Source organism: Terriglobia bacterium, from assembly GCA_020073185.1.
In the GTDB taxonomy this organism is placed as follows: domain Bacteria; phylum Acidobacteriota; class Terriglobia; order Terriglobales; family Acidobacteriaceae; genus JAIQGF01.
The window spans coordinates 1-4,958 of sequence record JAIQFT010000111.1; the positions used below are offsets into that span (position 1 = coordinate 1).

Annotated in this window: 6 protein-coding genes; 4 read left to right on the forward strand and 2 right to left on the reverse strand. The window is 61.9% G+C overall.

Annotated elements, in window-relative coordinates:
* Both LAN64_20460 and LAN64_20465 read left to right on the forward strand, forming a co-directional pair.
* Positions 1–182: hypothetical protein (locus LAN64_20460; protein ID MBZ5570199.1), on the forward strand; the 182-nt coding region annotated here is incomplete at its 5' end.
* Between the two features lie 175 nt (positions 183–357).
* A complete protein-coding gene (locus tag LAN64_20465; protein ID MBZ5570200.1) occupies positions 358–1,074 on the forward strand; it encodes a uracil-DNA glycosylase in 717 nt (238 codons plus the stop codon).
* 209 nt (positions 1,075–1,283) lie between these two features.
* Here the strand turns inward: LAN64_20465 and LAN64_20470 are convergent, their stop codons facing one another.
* Positions 1,284–2,942 carry a glycosyltransferase family 39 protein gene (locus LAN64_20470; protein MBZ5570201.1) on the reverse strand — a complete coding sequence of 553 codons (1,659 nt, stop codon included), beginning with the start codon at positions 2,940–2,942 and terminating at the stop codon, positions 1,284–1,286.
* A gap of 70 nt (positions 2,943–3,012) precedes the next feature.
* Positions 3,013–3,309 carry a DUF3467 domain-containing protein gene (locus tag LAN64_20475; GenBank protein ID MBZ5570202.1) on the reverse strand — a complete coding sequence of 99 codons (297 nt, stop codon included), beginning with the start codon at positions 3,307–3,309 and terminating at the stop codon, positions 3,013–3,015.
* Between the two features lie 222 nt (positions 3,310–3,531).
* On the opposite strand from LAN64_20475, the gene LAN64_20480 reads away from it, so the two are divergent.
* Positions 3,532–4,161: a CPBP family intramembrane metalloprotease gene (locus tag LAN64_20480; protein MBZ5570203.1), complete on the forward strand. Its 630-nt coding sequence runs from the start codon at positions 3,532–3,534 to the stop codon at positions 4,159–4,161.
* 128 nt (positions 4,162–4,289) lie between these two features.
* Positions 4,290–4,553: a hypothetical protein gene (locus LAN64_20485; protein ID MBZ5570204.1), complete on the forward strand. Its 264-nt coding sequence runs from the start codon at positions 4,290–4,292 to the stop codon at positions 4,551–4,553.
* The last annotated feature ends 405 nt before the right edge of the window (positions 4,554–4,958 follow it).

The following is a 4,958-nucleotide window of genomic DNA, read 5'->3' on the forward strand; positions in this document are numbered from 1 at the left end:
TCCAACCGACAGCAACGCCGCCGACCGACCAAGTACCACTCGCAAGCTGTTCGCTGGTCGGCAGTTATCCTTCAATCTCCCTCGACATCCCACCTTCTCCCGCCACCTGCTTTGCACTAAAATACCGACAAAACGCGCAAAAACAGCAGGTTCCTCGCGCCCAAAGCGGGCGCTCGGAATGACACCTCCTGGGCGTTGAATAAGTGCTGGCTTTCGAGTGATTGTCACAATAATCTGCAAGTCTCAATAGTTGCTCGCCGGCCTGGCGCCGCACTGCAGCAAGAAGCACTGTCGATCGTCGATAGAAAGCCAAACCACAGAGCGCGTCAATGAAGCGCGCGATAAAATCATTCGCCGATGCCTGCTTGGTTGGTTCAGCTCAACAAAGAAGTGGTGACGTGCACGCGCTGTCCGCGGCTGGTACAGCACCGCCAAACCGTCGCGCGTGAGAAGCGGCGCGCCTATCGCGAGTACGAATATTGGGGCAAGCCGGTCCCGGGCTTCGGGGATGCCAACGCCCGCGTGCTCATCCTGGGACTGGCGCCGGGCGCGCACGGGTCGAACCGCACCGGGCGTCCGTTCACCGGCGATTCGTCGGGGAACTTCATGTACCCTGTGCTGCACGCGACGGGGTTCGCGTCGCAGGCCAAGGCGACGCAGGTTGGAGACGGCTTGCAACTGTACGATGCGTATATCACCGCCGCCGTGCGCTGCGCCCCTCCGCAGAACAAGCCGACGCCCCAGGAAATCGCCAACTGCGCGCCCTTTCTCGACCGCGAGATTGCGGGATTGAAAAACGTGAAGGTAGTGGTCGCGTTGGGCCGGATCGGATTCGATTCGTATCTGAACTATCTGCGCCGCCGCGGAGAGTTGAAGAGCAAGAAGGAATACGTGTTCGGCCATGGCGCGCGCTACTCGATGCCGGACGGAAGGATTTTGCTGGCCTCGTATCACCCGTCGAACCAGAACACGCAGACCGGCAAGCTGACAGAAGAGATGTTCAGGAAAATTTTCGAGGAGGCTCGGGAACAGCTTGCAGGCGCCGGGTTTCAGGCTGCAGGCAAGCGCGGTTAGGCAGCGGGGTGTTGCTTCGAGCGAGCTTGCCGGAACGCCTCGTTGGCTTCGTCCGAGAGTTTATTGCGCATTGCCGTGCTGGACAATAAGAGCAGCAACATCGTTAGCGCTGCGACGTAGCTCACTCCCAACAGAATCGCCACAATCCAGAACATCCCGCTGCTCCGCTTGAAACGTTTAGTCAGATGCGGAAGAAAAGTTGTCAGTTGCTATTTGTCGGTCGGCGCCAAACCTCTCAGGCGCGCGTTCTCGACCGTGTCGAGTTGCAACACCGCGACCCACTGCTGGCCGCGGTGTTGCTCGAAGACGACGCGCGCGCCGAGCATCCGCGCGATAAGTTCGGGCGGAAGATCGCGATGATATCCGAAAAAGCGCTCCTGCAGCCGTTCCCAGCCAGGCAGGCGCAGCAGGTAGCGCGGCTCGTACTTGGTGGAGAAGACGAGCGCTGCGCGGTACTGCGAGCGCGCGTCGGCCGCCGCGAGGACTTGCGGCGCCGAGAAGTCTTCCATGGCCACGATGGGCACGGCGTGCGGAACATATCCGAGCCACGGATGCGAGAGCTCGTCGGTTGCAGGCCAGGCAGTCAGCACGCGCCCTTCGGGATGGTGCTGCGCGACGTAGGCGCCGGCGGATTGATGAAGGCGGACGTAATCGGACCAGGCCAGATTGTCTTCGGGCGCGAAGCGGTAGGGGGGATTGATGACCGCGCTGATGACGAATCCGGCGCAGATGATGGCGACGAAGGCACGCCACCATGGCACTCGCCGCCGCAGCGTGGAGACGCAGAGAATTACCAGCAGCGGATAAACGGGAAGCAGGTAGCGCGCCAGCACTGCGCCGCCGAGGATCGAGAGCGCGACGACGTGGACAAGGATCAGAACGTAGAAGACGGTTTGCACATCACGCGCGATAGCGCGCCGCGCGATCTCGGGTTCGCCGTTGCCGCCGGCGGTGCGCCGAGCGCGACCGGGATCGCGCTGCGGCGGCAGGAACATGGCGAGCGCGGTGGCGAACGTGAGCAGGAACATGTTCATGTAGCCGAGCAGGTGCCAGAGGCGGAGAGCGAGCGCGGCGAAGAAGCGAAGTGGATTGAGCGTGGAGGCGAGATTGTAGCGGAAATATTCGGGATTCCCGAAGACATACCCGGTGCGCGCGTAGTGCAATGCAAACCAGGCACCCACCGGGACGATCGCAAGCACCAGGGAAAGCGATCTGGCGATTGGGCGATGGGTTGATCGCTTGATTCCAACGGAATTGAAGATTGACGATCGAGTAACGATTGCGGAAGCGACCAGTTGCCACAGCAAAAGCGCGAGCGGGGCTAGGACGGCGGTTTCCTTGGTGAGGCAGGCGAGGGCGAAGAAGATGATTGCTGGGACGGTGCGCTGGTCGAGATAGAAGCCGAGTCCCCAGATGATGAGGCAGGCGGCGGCGAGGTCGAGGTGCGCCATGGCGCTCTGCGAGAAGAACACGGGATAGAGCGCGGTACAGACGACAGAGGCGAGGGCGACTTCCGTGTTCGCGACCCGGCGCGCGAGCCGGTAGATGCCCAGCAGCGTGAATGCAGCGACGAGTAACATTGCGGCGCGCGTGGTCTGGGGCGAATAGCCGAAGACCTTCCATGCGGCGGCCAGGTAGGCCATCAGCAGCGGAGGATGGGCGTTGGAGAGGGTCGAGTGCGGAATCGGGGAGCCGCTGAGCAGCAGGTCGCGCGCGGCGGGAATGTAGTAGCCGGATTCATCCCAAAAGTACGGCAGGCGGAGGATAGGGAAGTGGGTGACGAGGAGGGCGGCGAAGCAGAGGAGCAAAAGAATTGCCGACTGCCACGTGTCGCTGGCCGGTTGCGGGCGTGCGGAGGAGGTCGGCACGGGGTGATGATAGCGGGTCGCGCCCCATTAGCGAACGGCGAAGTACCTCAGCGGCGAGTGTGCCACACGATCAGTTGACGCCGCCGGGTACGGCCATGTGGGGATCGAGTTTGATGTCGCCGAAGGTTTTCTCGTATTGCGATACATTCTGCTGGAGAATGCTCATCAGCGCCTTGGCCTGCTGCGGGCTGAGATAGATGCCCTGGAAATTGCGCACCTCGACCTCGCTCTCGGTGGGCTGCTGGAGGGTGCCGAAGACGAGGAAAAAGTCCCAGACGTTGACGCGCACCTGCACGCTGTTGGCGTAGCTTTCGCGGTACTCGGCGGTATTGACGAGCTTGATGTTGGGCTGCCCTGGGAATGCCATGGGGGGATTCTACCAGTTGCGTGTCGCGAGTTGGGAGTGGCAAGCATTTGTCGATGGCAGATGGGTTCTAGCGGGCGCGGAGGAAGAAGGTGGCGGAGGTGGCGAAGCCGGCGACCTCGGCGGTTAGCCAAGTTGGCACGTCCGACTCGGACCAGGATGCCTCAGCCTGCCGATGTTGCCTCTGGACAGCGCCTCGGAGCGGTAAACTTAATTCCAACTTCGATGAATCGTTTCTGGGGATGGACCCAGTTGGCTGTCGGCTACGGCGTGCTGGAGGTTTCGCTGTGGACTTCCGGGCGGACACAGCGCATGGCCGCGCTGGCGGCGGCGCTGTGGATCGCGCTGGCGACCCTGGTGAACCGGCGACCACCGCGCGCGCTGGGATTGAGCGCGTCGGGATTTTTCAAGTCCCTGATTGCGATTCCGGCCGCCGCCGCGGTCGCCGCGGTGATTGTGCTGGTCGGCTGGGAAGCGGGTACGCTGCGCGGGTTGTTCGGTGCGCGGCCACCCCTGTGGCACTCGGCGGGATACGCCATCTGGGCGTTAATGCAACAGTTCATCCTCAATTCCTTTTTCTTCGTCAATCTTGAAGACTTGCTGGGCGACGGCAAGCGCGCACTGTGGGGGGCGGCCGCGCTGTTCTGCTTGGCGCATCTTCCCAACCCGGTGCTGATAGCGGGAACGCTGTTGGCGGCGATCTTCTTTGTCTCGCTGTTCCGGCGCTATCGGAACATTTATCCACTGGGGATCGCGCACGCGCTACTGGGATTGGCGGTGGCGGTTACGGTGCCGGATGCGTGGATACGCCACATGCGGGTCGGGATCTCATATCTGCACTTTGTGGTCCGGTAGCTCAGTGGGCCGCTCGTCATAGCCTTTCCCCAGGTTGGTCATTACCTCCGAGCAATCCCCGATTACGCCCGATATCTGGTTTGCCAGAACAATCCGCGATTCAATTGAGGGTAGGTGGAGGGGGCGACATGATGCAAGACGACGAAGACGAGCCAGGCTACGACGAAAGACCGAGGTGCCGCGTCCAGATCGAAATACCAGTGGAGATGCTGGAGACATTCCCCCAGTGGTGGGACTCCGAGGGATGGTGGAACTACCGCGTCTGGCACGAGCGCAGGTCCAAGGCAGGGTCCGAATGGGAGAGGTTCATGCGCCACGTGTGCGGCGAGCCGCCGCCGGCGGAGAAGCATCCCGCGGTCTGCTCCGACCCGTTCAATACCACGGCCGCCTGATGTTTCGGATCGGTCTTGCCAACTACGGCGGCCACGCCGTCAGTTACCGTGAAATCTCGTGCCGATTAACACGGCGCTCAGTTTTTGCCCCATCCCTCATCGTCAAGTAGTCGCGAGTCCGGGGCACTAGACGTGGGGTAGTTCTGAGGCCCACCAAAAAAAGCCGCTCCCTCCACAAGAAAGAAGCGGCGGAAAAGCGGAGCCGGACAGCCCTAGTGGGCAAGCGTAACTTCGACCAGCGCCGGCTGCGCAGTGGCATCGAAAATACGGTTCTGCACAAGAATCTGGTGAACTGCGCATTCTATGCGGCTTTCTGAAGAACCAGGAATTGGGTCTTGGTGGCGGCCAGCCGCTGCGCCTTGAGCAGCAGGTAGTTCAGGTCGCGGTAGCCGCGGCCACGACGTA